This is a genomic window from Streptomyces sp. NPDC087906, assembly GCF_055584925.1.
Window position 1 is genome coordinate 231,236 of record NZ_JBVJLC010000009.1, and the last position, 14,741, is coordinate 245,976.

Here is a 14,741-nt window from a genome sequence, read left to right on the forward strand (position 1 = left end):
CAACTGCTGCCAAGCGGCTGCCATTGGGTCAGGCCGGCGGGTCGTAGAGCGCGTGCAGCCGCGCCGCCGCCTCGGCGAACCGGTCGCGCAGCGAGGCCGGCTCAAGGATTTCGGCGTCCGGGCCGAGACCCAGGAGCTGGGCGTACGCCACCTCCTCCGACTCGACCGGCAGGGTGACCGTGAGCAGCCCGTCGGCGTCCGGCTCCCCGGCCGCCGCGATGGCCTCGCCGGCGGCGACGCGGTCACCCGCGTACGGCAGCCTGCGCACCCCGTCGGGGGAGAGCCGTACGACCACCTCGCTCCGCAGGATCGACCGGGCGAACTCGGCGGAGCGCTGCTCCCAGAAGCTCGGCAGATCAAAGGACTCATCTCGGGAGAAACGTTCCTTCAGGGGCTCGGCGGCGGTGAACCGGTCGATCCGGTAGACCCGGAAGGCGCCCTTCGCGTCGGCGCACAAGTACCAGACCCCGGCCTTGAGCACGAGGCCGTACGGCGCCAGCTCCCGCTCCACCTCGGCGTCCTCGCGCCGGTAGCGCGCCGACAGCAGTTGGTCGCCCCAGACCGCCTCGGCGACCACCTGGAGCAGCTCGGGCGTCTGCGGCTCGTGGTACCAGCCGGGGGCGTCCAAGTGGAAGCGCCGGGCTGCCGAGTCGGGGGCGTCCCGCAGCGAAGGCAGCAGCGCGGCCGACACCTTGAGCCGGGCGGCCGAGGCGACGTCGTCCAGGCCCATCTCCCGCAGCGCGCCCGGCACCCCGGACAGGAACAGCGCCTCGGCCTCGCTGCGGGCAAGACCGGTCAGACCGGTGCGGTAGCCGCCGACGAGCCGGTAGCCGCCGGTCCTGCCGCGGTTCGCATACACCGGCACCCCGGCCTCGGAGAGTGCCTGGGCGTCGCGGGTGATGGTCCGCTCGGAGACCTCCAGTTCCCTGGCCAGCTCGGCCGCGGTCATGGACGGCCTCGACTGGAGCAGGAGCACCATCTTGATCAGTCGGGCTGCGCGCATGGCACCCATCATGCAGCCAGAGCGGCATCGCATACAGAGGAACCCCCGTCGCGAACTGCTCAAGGCGACGGGGGTTCCCGCGGAAACGGGCAGGAAACGGGCTCGGAACGGGCTCAGAGGCCGTAGCGCTGACGGGCCTCCACGACGGTCTCCGGCTTGACCTCGCCGCGCCGGGCGAGCTGCGCGAGCGCGGCCACCACGACCGACTGCGCGTCGACGCCGAAGTGCCTGCGCGCCGCCTCCCGGGTGTCGGAGAGACCGAAGCCGTCCGTGCCGAGCGAGGACCAGTCCTGCTCGACCCACTGGCTGATCTGGTCCGGCACCTGCCGCATCCAGTCGCTGACCGCGAGCACCGGGCCCGGCGCCCCCGACAGCGCACGGGTCACGTACGGGATCCGCTCCTCACCGCGGAGCAGCGCCTCGTCCGCCTCCAGGGCGTCCCTGCGCAGCTCCGTCCAGGACGGCGCCGACCACACGTCGGCTGCGACACCCCAGTCGGCTGCGAGCAGTTGCTGCGCCTCCAGCACCCAGTGGATCGCCGTGCCGGAAGCGAGGAGCTGGAGCCTGGGGGCGTCGGCGGCGGCGGGCGCCGCCTCTTGGTAGCGGTACAGACCGCGCAGGATGCCCTCCTCCACGCCCGCGGGCATGGCCGGCTGCACCTTGGTCTCGTTGTAGACCGTCAGGTAGTAGAAGATGTCCTCGGCGTCCGGGCCGTACATCCGGCGCAGCCCGTCCTTGACGATGACGGCGACCTCGTAGGCGAACGCCGGGTCGTAGCTGACCACCGCCGGGTTGGTCGAGGCGATCAGATGCGAATGGCCGTCCGCGTGCTGGAGGCCCTCGCCCGTCATGGTCGTACGGCCTGCCGTCGCGCCGATGACGAAGCCCCGGCCGAGCTGGTCGGCGAGCGCCCAGAACTGGTCGGCGGTGCGCTGGAAGCCGAACATCGAGTAGAAGATGTAGAACGGGATCATCGGCTCGCCGTGCGTCGCGTACGACGTGGCGGCTGCGGTGAAGTCGGCCAGCGAACCGGCCTCCGTGATGCCCTCGTTCAGGATCTGACCGTCCTTGGCCTCCTTGTAGTACAGGAGCTGGTCGCGGTCGACCGGGTCGTACGTCTGGCCCTTCGGCGAGTACAGCCCTGCCGTCGGGAACAGCGACTCCATACCGAAGGTGCGGGCCTCGTCGGGGACGATCGGGACCCAGCGCTTGCCGGTCTCCTTGTCCCGCATCAGGTCCTTGGCCAGCCGGACGAACGCCATGGTGGTGGCGATCTCCTGGCTGCCCGACCCCTTCTTGAGCGCGTCGAACGCCTTGTCCGCCGGCTGCGGAAGCGGTTTCGCGACGACCTTGCGGGCCGGCGCGGGGCCGCCGAGCGCCGCGCGGCGCTCACGCAGGTACCGGACCTCGGGCGAGTTCTCGCCGGGGTGCCAGTACGGCACGACGGCGTCGTCCAGCGCGCTGTCGGGGATGGGCAGTTCGAGCAGGTCGCGCATGGCGCGGAACTGCTTCCCGGTCAGCTTCTTCATCTGGTGGTTCGCGTTGCGCGACTCGAAGTCGGGGCCCAGCGTGTGGCCCTTCACGGTCTGCGCGAGGATCACCGTCGGCGCGCCCTTGTGTTCCATGGCCGCGCGGTAGGCCGCGTATACCTTGCGGGGCTCGTGTCCCGCACGGGACGTCTGGAACAGCTCCAGCAGCTTGGCGTCGGTGAGGCCCTGCGCGATACGGCGCAGCGAAGGGTCGGTGAAGAAGTGCTCGCGGATGTACGCGGCGTCGCGCGTCGCGTACGTCTGGAACTGGGCGTCCGGCACCTCGCGCAGCCGCCGCAGCAGCGCGCCGTCGGTGTCCTGCGCGATGACGGAGTCCCAGGCGTGGCCCCACAGGGACTTGACGACGTTCCAGCCGGCGCCCCTGAACTGGGCCTCCAGCTCCTGCACGATCTTGAAGTTGGGCCGGACGGGGCCGTCGAGCCGCTGCAGGTTGCAGTTGATGACGAAGGTCAGATTGTCCAGGCCCTCACGCGCCGCGAGGGCGAGGGAGGCCGTCGACTCGGGCTCGTCCATCTCGCCGTCGCCGAGGAACGCCCAGACGTGCGAGTGGGAGGTGTCCTTGATGCCGCGGTTCTCCAGGTAGCGGTTGAAGCGCGCCTGGTAGATCGCGGAGATCGGGCCTATGCCCATGGAGACGGTGGGGAACTCCCACAGCCAGGGCAGCCGGCGCGGGTGCGGGTACGACGGCAGTCCGTCGCCGCCCGCCTCCTGGCGGAAGCGGTCGAGCTGGTCGGCGGAGAGCCGGCCGTCGAGGAAGGCGCGGGCGTAGATGCCGGGGGAGGCGTGGCCCTGGAGATAGAGCTGGTCGCCGGAGCCGTCGGCCTCCTTCCCGCGGAAGAAGTGCTCGAAGCCCGTCTCGTAGAGCCAGGCCACCGAGGCGTACGTGGCGATGTGGCCGCCGAGGCCGAGCCGGGAGCCGCGGGTCACCATGGCGGCCGCGTTCCAGCGGTTCCATGCGGTGATCCGGGCCTCCAGCGCCTCGTCGCCCGGGTAGGCGGGCTCGGCGGCCGTCGGGATGGTGTTGACGTAGTCGCTCTCCAGCAGCGCGGGCAGCGCGACCCCGGCGGAACCGGCGTGCTGGAGGGTGCGCCGCATCAGGTACGCGGCGCGGTGCGGTCCTGCGTTCTCGGTGACGGCGTCCAGGGAGGCCGCCCATTCGGCGGTCTCCTCGGTGTCACGGTCCGGGAGCTGGTCGAGCTCGCTCGGAAGCTTGCCTACGGGGTCGGTCATGGTCGCCGCCTTCCGGACAGGAGGGGGGTGGAGAAAGGCCCTTGTCTGGCAGGACAGGGCGACGGGCTGGGTGCAGCCCGCTGTCCACTGTAAGTCGCTGATCGATGATCGATCAAAGGGTAACCAGGTAAAAGTTCATGATCTGAAGAAATTGGCATCCCGTGCCAGCTCAGGCGGCACGCGGTGACCCTTGATCGTTCGTGTGTGCGACGCTTCGGTCGGAGGCTGATCAGGCGCGCGGCGCGCAGCCCAGTACATGAGTCTTGACCAGCGGGCCGATCGCGGGATCGCGCCGCTTGAACGCCTCGACCAGGGCCTGGTGCTCCTCCGCGTACGACTTCTGCACCGTGCCCAGCCAGCGGATCGACAGCGCGGTGAACACCTCGATACCGAGCCCTTCCCAGGTGTGCAGCAGCACGCTGTTGCCGGCCGCCCGCACCAGCTCCCGGTGGAAGGCGACGGTGTGCAGCACCTGCGCCGTACCGTCGTCCCTGCGGTCGGCCTCGTAGAGCCCCGCCACATGCGGCTCCAGCGCCGAGCAGTCCAGGGCCAGCTTCCCGGCGGCCAGTTCGGCCGCGATCTGCTCAAGCCCTGCCCGGACGGGATAGCTCTCCTCCAGGTCGGCCGCGGTCAGATTGCGCACCCGTACGCCCTTGTTGGGCGCCGACTCGATGAGCCGCAGACTCTCCAGCTCGCGCAGCGCCTCCCGGACCGGCGTCTGGCTCACCTGGAGTTCGGTGGCGATCCTGCGCTCCACGATCCGCTCGCCCGGCTTCCACCGGCCGCTGACGATCCCCTCCACGATGTGCTCGCGGATCTGTTCGCGCAGCGAGTGGACGACGGGCGGGGTCATGGGCGGCACTCCTCGGGGACATCGGCCTTTGGATAGACGATACGGCGGCGCCCCCGCCCGGAGAGTCCGGACAGGGGCGCCGTTGCCGTACGGATTCCTGCTAGAGGCCGAGTTCGACCTCGAACTCCCCGGCTTCCAGGATCGCCTTGACGGCCGTCAGGTAGCGGGCCGCGTCGGCGCCGTCCACCAGGCGGTGGTCGTAGGAGAGCGCGACGAACGTCATGTCGCGGACCGCGATGGTCTCACCCAGGTCGGGGTGGTTGATGACCACCGGGCGGCGGACCGTGGCACCGATGCCCAGGATCGCCGCCTGGTTCGGGGGCACGATGATCGTGTCGAACAGCGCACCGCGCGAACCGGTGTTGGAGATGGTGAAGGTCGCACCGGCCAGATCGTCCGGCGTGATCTTGCTGGCGCGCACGGCGCCCGCCAGCTCGGCGGTCTTCTTGGAGATACCGGCGATGTTCAGATCGCCCGCACCCTTGATGACCGGCGTCATCAGACCGCGCTCGGAGTCCACCGCGATACCGATGTTCTCGGTGTCGAAGTAGGTGATCGTGCCGTCCTCGGCGTTGATCCGGGCGTTGATGACCGGGTGGGCCTTCAGCGCCTGGGCGGCGGCCTTGACGAAGAACGGCATCGGGGAGAGCTTGACGCCCTCGCGGGCCGCGAAGGCGTCCTTGGCCTGGGCGCGCAGCCGCATCAGCTTGGTGATGTCGACCTCGACCACGGAGGTGAGCTGCGCCTGGTCGTGCAGCGCCTTCATCATGTTGTCGCCGATGACCTTGCGCATCCGGGTCATCTTGACGGTCTGGCCGCGCAGCGGGGACGCCTCAAGCTTGGGCGCCTTCGCAGCGGCGGCGGGAGCGGCTGCGGCCGGGGCCGACGCCTGCGCCGCCTTGGCCGCCTCGGCGGCCGCGACGACGTCCTGCTTGCGGATCCGGCCACCGACGCCGGTGCCCTTGACCGAGCCCAGGTCGACGCCGTTCTCGGCGGCGAGCTTGCGGACCAGCGGGGTCACGTACGCGCCGTCGTCACTGGCCGTGGCGGCGGGCTGCTTCGGCGCTGCCTGCTTCGGAGCGGCCTGCGCGGGGGCGGGCTGCGCAGGCGCGGGGGCCGGTGCAGGTGCAGGGGCCGGTGCGGGCGCGGCCTTCGGGGCCGGTGCCTGCTGCTGCGGCGCGGGCGCGGGCGCGGGCGTGGGCTCGGGCTCGGGCGCCGGTGCGGGCGTCGGGGCCGGTGCCTGCTGCTGCGGGGCCGGTGCCGGAGCCGGGGCCGCGGGGGCCTCGGCCTTGGCGGGCGCTGCGCCCGGAGCACCGATGACGGCGAGCTTCGCGCCGACCTCGGCGGTCTCGTCCTCGCCGACCACGATCTCCAGCAGCACACCGGCGGCGGGCGCGGGGATCTCGGTGTCGACCTTGTCGGTGGACACCTCGAGCAGCGGCTCGTCCTCCTCGACCGACTCGCCGACCTCCTTCAGCCAGCGGGTGACGGTGCCCTCGGTGACGCTCTCGCCGAGCGCCGGAAGGACCACGTCGGTGCCCTCGGCGCTGCCGCCGCCGGACGCCGCTTCGGCGCTCGGCGCGGGCGCCGCGGCCTGCGACTCGGTGGACGGTGCCGCGGCCGCGGGCTCGGGCGCGGCCTGCGGCGCCGGTGCCTGCTGCTGCGGTGCCTCCTGGGCCGGCGCCTGCTCGGCGGCCGGTGCGGACGCCTCGGCGGCCGCGCCCGAACCGTCGTCGATGAGGGCCAGCTCGGCGCCGACCTCCACCGTCTCGTCCTCGGCGACCTTGATGGACGCCAGCACGCCGGAGACGGGGGCGGGGATCTCGGTGTCGACCTTGTCGGTGGACACCTCAAGCAGTGGCTCGTCGGCCTCGACGCGCTCGCCCTCGGCCTTCAGCCAGCGGGTGACAGTGCCCTCGGTGACGCTCTCGCCGAGCGCCGGCAGGGTTACGGAAACCGCCATGGTTTCAGTTGCTCCTAACGAATGTGCGGTAGTGGTCGTCGCGCTCGGGGTCAGTCGTGGGAGTGGAGCGGCTTGCCTGCCAGGGCGAGATGGGCCTCGCCGAGCGCCTCGCTCTGGGTCGGGTGCGCGTGGATGAGCTGCGCGACCTCGGCCGGCAGAGCTTCCCAGTTGTAGATGAGCTGAGCCTCGCCGACCTGCTCGCCCATCCGGTCACCGACCATGTGGACGCCGACCACGGCACCGTCCTTGACCTGGACGAGCTTGACCTCGCCCGAGGTCTTGAGGATCTTGCTGCGGCCGTTGCCCGCGAGGTTGTACTTCAGCGCGACGACCTTGTCGGCGCCGTAGATCTCCTTGGCCTTGGCCTCGGTGATACCGACGGAGGCGACCTCGGGGTGGCAGTACGTCACCCGGGGCACACCGTCGTAGTCGATCGGGACCGTGTTCAGCCCGGCGAGCCGCTCGGCGACGAGGATGCCCTCGGCGAAGCCGACGTGCGCGAGCTGGAGGGTCGGGACGAGGTCGCCGACGGCGGAGATCGTCTCCACGTTCGTCCGCATGTACTCGTCGACGAGGACGAAGCCGCGGTCCATGGCGACGCCCTGCTCCTCGTAACCGAGGCCCTGCGACACGGGGCCGCGGCCGATCGCGACCAGCAGCACCTCCGCCTCGAAGGTCTTGCCGTCGGCCAGGGTCACCCGGACACCGTCGTCGGTGTACTCGGCCTTGTCGAAGAACGTGCCGAGGTTGAACTTGATACCGCGCTTGCGGAAGGCGCGCTCCAGGAGCTTGGAGCTGTTCTCGTCCTCCAGCGGTGCGAGGTGCTTCAGACCCTCGACGATCGTCACGTCCGTGCCGAAGGACTTCCACGCCGAGGCGAACTCGACGCCGATGACACCGCCGCCCAGGATGATCGCGGACTGCGGGACGCGGTCCAGCTTCAGCGCGTGGTCGGACGAGATGATCCGGTTGCCGTCGATCTCCAGGCCGGGCAGCGACCTCGGGACCGAGCCGGTCGCGAGCAGGACGTGGCGGCCCTGGATCCGCTGGCCGTTCACATCGACGGAGGTGGGCGAGGACAGCCGGCCCTCACCCTCGATGTAGTGCACCTTGCGGGAGGCGACAAGCCCCTGCAGGCCCTTGTAGAGGCCGGCGATGACCTCGTCCTTGTACTTGTGCACCGCGGCCATGTCGATGCCCTCGAAAGTGGCCTTGACACCGAACTGCTCGGACTCGCGTGCCTGGTCGGCGATCTCGCCGGCATGCAGCAGGGCCTTGGTGGGAATGCAGCCGTTGTGCAGGCAGGTGCCGCCGACCTTGCCCTTCTCGATCAGGGCGACGTCCAGGCCTAGCTGCGCTCCGCGCAGCGCCGCGGCGTACCCGCCGCTACCGCCGCCGAGGATCACTAGGTCGAAAACGGTGCTGGCGTCGTTCGCCACGTCACGTCCTCCATGCATGTGCGCCGGTCGCCGGTCTCGCATGACCGGGCGGCGGCTGGTGTTCGGCCGCTTTTGTTCGGCCCTGTGGTGGGGGCCCTGTCCTGCCGAAGACCCATCTTCGCACTTGTCGACGGGCGACGGGACGCGGGGCCGGGGTCCGGTACGGCCGGAGGTCCGCGACACGGGCTCCGCACCGCGTACTGGCGTGCGGACCGGCGTACGGATTTCTTCCAGGGCGAAATCGTGCCCCGCGACGGCCGTTACGGTCCCAGCCTGTGCAGCCCAGGACCGTAACGGTTTATTCCGGGCGCTGTCACCCCCCGGAGCGCGGACCTCGGTCCGTACGGGCCGAAGCGCCCTGCGGGCCTCAGCCCAGGTCGCCGTCGGCCGTCCGCTCGGCCAGCCTGACCAGCGTGCGGATCCCGGAGCCCGTGCCGCCCTTGGGGGTGTAGCCGTACGGCGCGCCCTCGTGGAAGGCGGGTCCCGCGATGTCCAGGTGGGCCCAGGTGATGCCCTCGCCCACGAACTCCTGCAGGAAGAGCCCGGCGACCAGGCCGCCGCCCATCCGCTCACCCATGTTGGCGATGTCGGCGGTGGGGGAGTCCATGCCCTTGCGCAGGTCGGCGGGGAGCGGCATCGGCCAGGCGGCCTCGCCGACGTCGCCCGCCACGTCGTGGATGGCGGTACGGAACGCGTCGTCGTTCGCCATGATGCCGAAGGTGCGGTTGCCGAGCGCCAGCACCATCGCACCGGTCAGCGTCGCCACGTCGATGATCGCGTCCGGCTTCTCCTCCGAGGCGCGGGTGATCGCGTCGGCCAGCACGAGCCGGCCCTCGGCGTCGGTGTTCAGCACCTCGACGGTCTTGCCGCTGTACATGCGCAGGACGTCACCCGGGCGGGTGGCGGAGCCCGACGGCATGTTCTCGGCGAGGGCGAGCCAGCCCGTCACGTTGACGCGCAGGCCGAGCCGGGCCGCCGTGATGACGGCGGCGAACACGGCCGCCGCGCCGCTCATGTCGCACTTCATCGTCTCGTTGTGGCCCGGCGGCTTGAGCGAGATGCCGCCCGAGTCGTACGTGATGCCCTTCCCGACGAGGGCGAGGGTCTTGTCCGCCTTGGAGTGCGTGTACGCGAGGCGCACCAGGCGCGGCGGGTTGACCGAGCCCTGGCCGACGCCGATGAGGCCGCCGTAGCCGCCCTTGGCGAGCGCCTTCTCGTCGAGCACCTCGACCTTGACGCCGTGCTCCTTGCCCGCCGCCGTCGCGACGGCGGCGAAGGACTCGGGAGTGAGGTCGTTCGACGGGGTGTTGATCAGGTCGCGGGCGCGGTTGATCTCCGCCGCCAGCGCGACCGCGCGCTCCGCCGCCGCCTTGTGCGCCTTGTCGCGCGGCTTGCCGCCGAGGACCGTGACGTCGGCGAGCGGCTGCTTCGGGCCGCTGCCCGCGCTCTTCGCCGACTTCGCCTGCTCGCCGCCCTGGTACGTGGTGAAGGCGTACGCCCCGAGGAGCGCGCCCTCGGCGACGGCCGCGACATCCCCGGCCGACTCGACGGGCAGCGCGAACGCGGCCTTGGCGGTGCCCTTCAGGGCGCGGGCCGCGGTACCGGCGGCGCGCCTGAGCTGCTCGGAGCCGTACGGCTCGCCCTTCTCCGGTACGGGGCCCAGCCCGACGGCGAGCACGAGCGGCGCCTTGAGCCCGGCGGGCGCGGGCAGCTTGGTCACCTCGTCCTCGGCGCCCGAGGCACCGAGGGTCTGCAGTACGGCGGCGAGCTTTCCGTCGAACGCCTTGTCCACGGCCTCGGCGCCGGGAGCGACGGTGGGGCCCTTGGCGCCCTTCGCGACGCCGACGACTAGCGCGTCGGTGCGGAGCGTCGCCGCTCCGTCGGGCTTCAGAGTGAGAGCAGTCACGGTGGTGAAATCTCGCTTCCGTTGAGTTCGTTGGCGGTCGAGGGGTGGGCCGACCGGGCCCGCCGCATCGTATTCCGGCCCGAGAGCGCCGAGAATGAGCCTACGCTCAGTGATGAGGTCCCCTCACGCCCCGTCCCTTTCCGCCCCTTCTGGCCGTGTGTTCCGGCCGGGTCGGTCCAGGATCAGCCCAGGGTCAGTACGACGAGTGCGGTAGTGGCGGCGGTCTCGGCGAGCGCGCCGAAGACATCGCCCGTGACCCCGCCGAACCGCCGCACGCAGTGCCGCAGCAGCAGATGGGCCGCCGCCACGGCCGCGAGTACGGCGAGACCGTGGCGCAGGGCGCCGGCCGGCCCGAAGAGCGCGCCGACCGCCGCGCAGCAGAGCGTCACCAGCACGGCGACGGCGACGGCCGTACGTACCGGCACGACCCCGGCGACCGCCGCCCCGAGCCCTTCCGGCCGGGCGGCCGGCACGCCCGTACGGGACGCCAGGGTGAGCGCCAGCCGGGCGGCGACGGCGGCGACGACGGACGCCACGGCGCCCTGCACCCAACCGGCGCCGTACAGCCCGGCCGAGGCGGCGAGCTGCGCCGCCAGCACGAGGAGCAGCGTGATCACCCCGAACGGGCCGATGTCCGACTGCTTCATGATCCGCAGCGCGTCCTCGGCGGGCTTGCCGCTGCCCAGCCCGTCGGCGGTGTCCGCGAGCCCGTCGAGATGCAGGCCCCGGGTGAGCACGGCCGGTACGGCGACGGAGGCCACGGCGGCGAGCGGCGCACCGGCCCCGGCGAGCAGCGCGAGCCCGCCGGCCGCCGCCGCGCACAGCCCCACGACGAGCCCGGCGAGCGGCGCGCACAGCATCCCGGCGCGGGCCGCCGCGCGGTCCCAGCGGGACACGGCGACCGGCAGCGCGGTGAGGGTGCCGAAGGCGAAACGTATGCCGTCGGCGGCGGAGGCGCGGGAGGTGTCGTCCGTGGGGGTCACCGGCCGAAGGGTAGCCAAGAGCGCCGACGCGGCTCGCAGCCGGGTAACTTACGCATAATCCGCCATACCCGGTAATTGACGGCAATTCAGGAGCGCGCTGCATGGGCCACTGGTTCCACCAGAACATCGTCGAGCCGGGCAAGCTGCCCATGCTGCTCGCCCTCGCGTCCTTCGTGGTGTGCTTCCTGCTGACCCGGACGATCACCCGGCTGATCCGGGCGGGGAAGGGCCCGTTCCGCAACGTCTCGCCCGGCGGCATGCACATCCACCATGTGGTGCCGGGCGTGGTGCTCACCGTGGTCGGCGGCTTCGGCGCCGCGGGCAGCGGCACCCACGGCGTCACGGCGGCGGTGTTCTCGGTGATCTTCGGCTTCGGCGCCGGGCTCGTCCTGGACGAGTTCGCGCTGATCCTGCACCTGGACGACGTCTACTGGTCGGAGCAGGGCCGCCAGAGCGTCGAAGTCGTGGTGCTGGCAGCGGCGATGGCGTTCCTGGTGATCGGCGGCTTCGCCCCGCTCGGCGTCAACTCCCTGTCGGACAGCCAGCAGGACGGCCGGGGCACGGTGATCGCGACGATCGTGGTCGACTTCCTCCTCGCGCTGATCACGGCGGTGAAGGGAAAGCTGCGGATGGCCCTGATCGGCACGCTGGTGCCGTTCGTCGCGCTGGTGGGCGCGATCAGGCTGGCCCGCCCGGTCTCCCCGTGGGCGAAACGCTTCTACCGCCACCGCCCGAAGAGGCGAGCCAGGGCGATACGGCGCGCGTACCGCCACGACATCCGCTGGTCGGGCCCGAGCCGCCGCTTCCAGGACCTGATCGGCGGAGCCCCCGACAAACCGGCACTGCCACCGGGCCCGGGGCGGTGACGGGCCCGAGGCGTCACGCGCCTGCGGGCTGAGGGGGCGTCAAGGGTCCGCGTCCGGGCCCGGACGCGGGCGGTGCGTCCGGCACCCGCCGGTGACCGGGCAGAGGCGTGCGCCTGGCCGCGCGCCCTGCGGGCGGACGGTGCCGCTTCGCGGAGTCACTGGCTGACAGCCCGTCAGGTGTCCGCGTCTTCGCGGGCGGTGAGCCCGGTGAACCGGCGCCGCGTCGGCCCCCGGCGGTCTTTCGCGCGCATCCGATGCCTGCGCGTAGGCCGACGGACCGAGCGCCCGCACCGGTTACCCCGTGAGCACCGCGCCCGGCGTGGCCGTCAGGCGGTCGGGTCCGCTTCCGGGGCCGCGTCCGGACGCTCCGGCAGTTCCGCCGCCAGTGCTGCCGCCGCCTGGACCAGGGGGAGTGCCAGCAGCGCGCCCGTGCCGCCGCCCGCCCTTACGCCGTGGTCCAGTACCGGGGTCATCGCCATCCGGTCCAGCGCCTTCGCCTGGGCCGGTTCTCCGCTCACCTGGCCCGCCAGCCACCAGTCCGGTGCGCGGAACGCCGCCCGCTGGCCGACCAGGGCGCAGGCCGCCGAGACCACGCCGTCCAGGATCACCGGCATTCTCCGTACCGCGCTCTGCAGCAGGAAGCCGGTGGTCGCCGCCAGGTCGGCGCCGCCTACCGCCGCCAGCAGCTCCAACTGGTCGCCGAGTACCGGGCGGGCCCTGCGCAGGGCGTCCCGTACGGCCGCGCACTTGCGCATCCAGGCCAGGTCGTCGATGCCGGCGCCGCCGCGTCCCGTGACCACGCTGGCGTCCGTGCCGCACAGCGCGGCGATCAGGGTGGCCGCAGGCGTGGTGCCGCCGACGCTCAGGTCGCCCAGGACGATCAGATCGGTGCCGGAGTCCGCCTCCTCGTCGGCGATCGCCATGCCGAGCCGTACGGCCTGCTCGGCCTCCTCGGCCGTCAGGGCGTCCTCGACGTCGATCCGACCGCTGCCGCGCCGCACCCGGTGGCGTACCACCTCGGCGGGCAGCAGCCCGGGGTCGCAGTCGAGCCCCGCGTCCACGATCCGTACCGGCACCGCGGCGCGGCGCGCCAGTACGGCGGCCGGGCTCGCGCCCTCCAGGGCGTCCCGTACCAGCAGATGCGCGCTGCCCGCAGGGCGTCCCGACACGTCGAGCGCGGCGACCCCGTGATCGCCCGCGAAGACCACCACGCGGGGCTGGGTGACGGCCTTGACGGGGACGGAGTGCTGCGCGGCCGACAGCCACTCGCCCAACTCGTCCAGGCGCCCGAGCGCACCGGGCGGAACGGTGAGCCGCGCCCGCCGTTCCTCGGCCTCGCGCCGCATGTTGCCGTCGGGGCGCTCGATCAGGTCGGAGAAGTCATCGAGATTCAGCGAGCTCATTCGCCGAACAGTACCGGCAGACTTCCGGGCGGCTCCGCTCAGTCCTGTCCTGCTCGCGGCTAGGTCCTGTCTGACACATCCCGCCTGGCTTGCGACGCCTGGCACGCACGCTCGCCGCGTTGTCGGCTCGGCGGGCTCGGCGGGCTCGGCGGGCTTGTCGGGCTTGTCGGCGGGTGTCCAGTACGAGGACGAACCTCCGCCTTGCGATCGCACGCACCAGACGCCGCAAGCCCCGCCCTGCGGGCGGACGGCGCTATGTGTCGGCCAGGCCCTGGCCGCGCAGCGGCAGCGCCTGGCCGGCCACCACCAGCAGGACGTGTTCGCACTCCGCCGCGAACGCGGCGTTCAGCCTGCCCAGTTCGTCGCGGAAGCGGCGCCCCGACGCCGTCGCGGGCACCACGCCCGAGCCTGCCTCGTTCGTCACCGCCACCACCGTGCGTCTGGTCTCCCGTACCGCTGCGGTCAGTTCGGCCGTGCGCTCGCGCAGTCTCTTCTCGCCGTCCGTCGCCCACGCCGCGTCGTCCCAGGCGTTCACCCGGTCCATGGCGTCCGTCAGCCACAGCGACAGGCAGTCGATCAGCAGCGGCGGGCCGTCGTCGGCGAGGAGCGGTACGAGGTCGCAGGTCTCGGTCGTACGCCAGGAGGCGGGGCGGCGCTCGCGGTGGGTCCTGACCCGTTCGGCCCACTCCGCGTCCCCCGCCCGGGTGCCGCCCGTCGCGACGTACAGCACGCCGGGGAACGCGGCCAGCCGCCGCTCGGCCTCCCAGGACTTGCCGGACCGCGCCCCGCCGGTGACCAGCGTGCGGCGCGGTACGTCAGGGACGGCCTGGTAGGCGCCGACGGTCAGCGTCGTACCGTCCGGCACGGCCCGCGCGCCCGCCGCGGCGAGCCGCCGCGCCAGTTCGGCGCCGGGCGGTACGTCGTGGTCCAGATGGACGGCCAGCACATCGGTGGCCCGGCCGATCGCCCCGGACTCCCGCAGCCGCGCCACGGCCTCGGGCCGCCCCACGACATCGGCGGCCACCAGGTCGTACGTGACGTTCCTGTCCTGCCCTGCCAGCAGCCCGGCGGGCGCGCCGCCCGGCGGCAGGTAGAGCAGTTGCTCGCCGCCGGGCGCCGTCACCTCGTACCCGGTGCCCGGCGCGTCCATCGCCACCGCCCGCACCCGGTGCCCGCTGAGCAGCGTCAGCACCCGGCCGTCCGCCACCCGCCCGGCGGGCGGCAGCCCCGCGGGCAGTTCCACCGGTGGGCCGTCGTGCGGATGGGTGAGCAGGACCTGCCGTACGCCGGTCAGCGTGTGCCCGGCGCGCGCCGCTGCGAACGCCGCTCCCGGGGTGAGGTCCAGCAGCAGGACGCCGTCCACCAGCAGCGAGGTCGCGGCGCGCGCGGCGGCGCCACGGGCCGCGGCGCAAGCGGCGCAGGGGCAGTCGGGGCGGGGGAGTCCTTCGGGGGCTCCGGTGCCGAGCAGAGTGAGTTCCACGGGATGATCCTCCCGTGTCCGCGCTCACGGTGCGCGCCCGGCTACGCTGCGGGCAGGAAACTGAT

At 72.5% G+C, this 14,741-nt stretch carries 10 protein-coding genes; 1 reads left to right on the forward strand and 9 read right to left on the reverse strand.

The window, feature by feature from the left end; translation table 11 throughout:
• Positions 1 to 28: 28 nt before the first annotated feature.
• From ACZ63I_RS25565 to ACZ63I_RS25595, 7 genes are all read right to left on the reverse strand, one after another.
• Positions 29 to 1,003: a helix-turn-helix transcriptional regulator gene (locus ACZ63I_RS25565; protein ID WP_469341325.1), complete on the reverse strand. Its 975-nt coding sequence runs from the start codon at positions 1,001 to 1,003 to the stop codon at positions 29 to 31.
• Positions 1,004 to 1,116: 113 nt separating this feature from the next.
• Positions 1,117 to 3,783 carry a pyruvate dehydrogenase (acetyl-transferring), homodimeric type gene (gene aceE, locus ACZ63I_RS25570; RefSeq protein WP_469341326.1) on the reverse strand — a complete coding sequence of 889 codons (2,667 nt, stop codon included), beginning with the start codon at positions 3,781 to 3,783 and terminating at the stop codon, positions 1,117 to 1,119.
• 229 nt (positions 3,784 to 4,012) lie between these two features.
• A complete protein-coding gene (locus ACZ63I_RS25575) occupies positions 4,013 to 4,636 on the reverse strand; it encodes a GntR family transcriptional regulator (RefSeq protein ID WP_469341327.1) in 624 nt (207 codons plus the stop codon).
• Positions 4,637 to 4,736: 100 nt separating this feature from the next.
• Positions 4,737 to 6,599, reverse strand: a complete 1,863-nt coding sequence (gene sucB / locus ACZ63I_RS25580) for a 2-oxoglutarate dehydrogenase, E2 component, dihydrolipoamide succinyltransferase (RefSeq protein ID WP_469341328.1) — start codon at positions 6,597 to 6,599, stop codon at positions 4,737 to 4,739.
• Positions 6,600 to 6,649: 50 nt separating this feature from the next.
• Positions 6,650 to 8,038: a dihydrolipoyl dehydrogenase gene (gene lpdA, locus ACZ63I_RS25585; protein ID WP_469341329.1), complete on the reverse strand. Its 1,389-nt coding sequence runs from the start codon at positions 8,036 to 8,038 to the stop codon at positions 6,650 to 6,652.
• Between the two features lie 367 nt (positions 8,039 to 8,405).
• Entirely contained in the window at positions 8,406 to 9,944 is a 1,539-nt protein-coding gene (locus tag ACZ63I_RS25590) for a leucyl aminopeptidase (RefSeq protein WP_469341330.1), read from the reverse strand.
• Between the two features lie 182 nt (positions 9,945 to 10,126).
• Complete coding sequence (locus ACZ63I_RS25595; protein ID WP_469341331.1) at positions 10,127 to 10,927, reverse strand: adenosylcobinamide-GDP ribazoletransferase; 801 nt, start codon at positions 10,925 to 10,927, stop codon at positions 10,127 to 10,129.
• 101 nt (positions 10,928 to 11,028) lie between these two features.
• On the opposite strand from ACZ63I_RS25595, the gene ACZ63I_RS25600 reads away from it, so the two are divergent.
• On the forward strand, positions 11,029 to 11,793 hold the full coding sequence (locus ACZ63I_RS25600; protein ID WP_469341332.1) for a hypothetical protein: 765 nt from the start codon (positions 11,029 to 11,031) through the stop codon (positions 11,791 to 11,793).
• Positions 11,794 to 12,119: 326 nt separating this feature from the next.
• On the opposite strand, the gene cobT is transcribed toward ACZ63I_RS25600, so the two are convergent.
• Positions 12,120 to 13,187 (reverse strand): nicotinate-nucleotide--dimethylbenzimidazole phosphoribosyltransferase, encoded by a 1,068-nt coding sequence (gene cobT / locus ACZ63I_RS25605; protein ID WP_469341378.1) that lies wholly within the window; start codon positions 13,185 to 13,187, stop codon positions 12,120 to 12,122.
• A 262-nt stretch (positions 13,188 to 13,449) separates the two neighbouring features.
• Positions 13,450 to 14,676 (reverse strand): bifunctional adenosylcobinamide kinase/adenosylcobinamide-phosphate guanylyltransferase, encoded by a 1,227-nt coding sequence (locus tag ACZ63I_RS25610; protein WP_469341333.1) that lies wholly within the window; start codon positions 14,674 to 14,676, stop codon positions 13,450 to 13,452.
• Between the last annotated feature and the right edge of the window lie 65 nt (positions 14,677 to 14,741).

What these genes read in the sequence shown, in the direction of transcription:
- aceE (WP_469341326.1), bottom strand. Translation starts at nt 3,783, where the DNA reads ATGACCGACCCCGTAGGCAAGCTTCCGAGCGAGCTCGACCAGCTCCCG.
- sucB (WP_469341328.1), bottom strand. Translation starts at nt 6,599, where the DNA reads ATGGCGGTTTCCGTAACCCTGCCGGCGCTCGGCGAGAGCGTCACCGAG.
- ACZ63I_RS25565 (WP_469341325.1), bottom strand. Translation starts at nt 1,003, where the DNA reads ATGCGCGCAGCCCGACTGATCAAGATGGTGCTCCTGCTCCAGTCGAGG.
- ACZ63I_RS25575 (WP_469341327.1), bottom strand. Translation starts at nt 4,636, where the DNA reads ATGACCCCGCCCGTCGTCCACTCGCTGCGCGAACAGATCCGCGAGCAC.
- ACZ63I_RS25600 (WP_469341332.1), top strand. Translation starts at nt 11,029, where the DNA reads ATGGGCCACTGGTTCCACCAGAACATCGTCGAGCCGGGCAAGCTGCCC.